This window comes from Streptococcus sp. 2020WUSS089, from assembly GCF_044427405.1.
GTDB lineage: Bacteria > Bacillota > Bacilli > Lactobacillales > Streptococcaceae > Streptococcus > Streptococcus hashimotonensis.
Window position 1 is genome coordinate 1 of record NZ_JAOTGD010000024.1, and the last position, 1,230, is coordinate 1,230.

Genomic DNA, 1,230 nt, shown 5'->3' on the forward strand with positions numbered 1-1,230 from the left:
CGAAAGTTCTATAATGAAGTTAGCCACCTTACCTTGGTCAAGAATTAGATGTTTCACTATGTTTGAGTAAGTTGATGATTTCATTTGATAACAGGCTTGAAGCTGTTAGGCTAGGTGGCCAAGGCTAATCATAGCCTTGGTTTAGCTGAAAAAACAGGTTCAAGGGTTCCTGGTGTCAAATGAAATCTGATGTAAGGTATAAGAAAACACCTCTGTGCTATACTTGTTGTTCACCACAAACACAAGGAAAGGCACAGAGATGCAAGAACATTATACCCCAAAAGGGAAACATTTGACAATAGATAACCGTCGCTTGATTGAGCGGTGGAAGAATGAAAATAAGTCCAATCGTGAAATTGCAGGCTTGTTAGGAAAGGCGCCTCAAACGATTCATAATGAAGTCAAAAGAGGTACAACTTTACAACAAGTGAGAAAAGGGCTATACAAAAAGGTCTATTCTGCCGATTACGCACAAACTGTTTACCAATCCAATCGAAAACGGTCGGTGAAAAAGTTAATTCTAACAAAGGAAATCAGAGAGAAGATCTTACACTATCATAAGCAAAAATTTTCGCCTGAAATGATGGTTAAGAAGAAGCAAGTGAAAGTTGGTATTTCAACCATCTACTACTGGTTTCATAATGGTCATTTAGGATTGACGAAGGCCGACATGCTTTATCCCAGAAAAAGGAAAGGTGTCAAGAAGCAAGCTAGTCCGAACTTTAAGCCGGCAGGTAAATCTATCGAAGAACGTCCTGACGTTATTAATCTTCGCTTGGAAAATGGTCATTATGAAATTGATACCGTCCTACTGACTAAGATAAAAAATTATTGCCTGTTAGTCTTAACCGACCGGCGGAGCAGACACCAAATTATAAGGTTAATTCCAAATAAAACTGCTGAATCTGTCAATCAGGCGCTTACGTTACTATTAGGGGAGCATCGTATTCTGTCCATTACTGCAGATAATGGTTCGGAGTTCAAACGATTGTCTGAGGTATTTCCTGAGGAACATATCTACTACGCACATGCTTACTCTTCATGGGAGAGAGGTTCAAATGAAAATCATAATCGATTAATTCGGAGATGGTTACCTAAAGGAACCAAGAAAACGACTCCGAAAGAAGTCGCTTTTATCGAAAATTGGATTAACAACTACCCTAAAAAATGCTTGGACTACAAGTCGCCAAGTGAATTTCTTTTGGGTGGCTAACTTCAACTTGAAATTTG

At 38.9% G+C, this 1,230-nt stretch carries 1 protein-coding gene; it reads left to right on the forward strand.

Annotated features, from left to right (window positions below):
- Positions 1–259: 259 nt before the first annotated feature.
- On the forward strand, positions 260–1,213 hold the full coding sequence (locus ODU46_RS10015; protein ID WP_114866097.1) for an IS30-like element ISSpn8 family transposase: 954 nt from the start codon (positions 260–262) through the stop codon (positions 1,211–1,213).
- The last annotated feature ends 17 nt before the right edge of the window (positions 1,214–1,230 follow it).

Bases quoted from the DNA above. Each gene is read 5' to 3' on its own strand.
- ODU46_RS10015 (WP_114866097.1), top strand. From the start codon at position 260: ATGCAAGAACATTATACCCCAAAAGGGAAACATTTGACAATAGATAAC.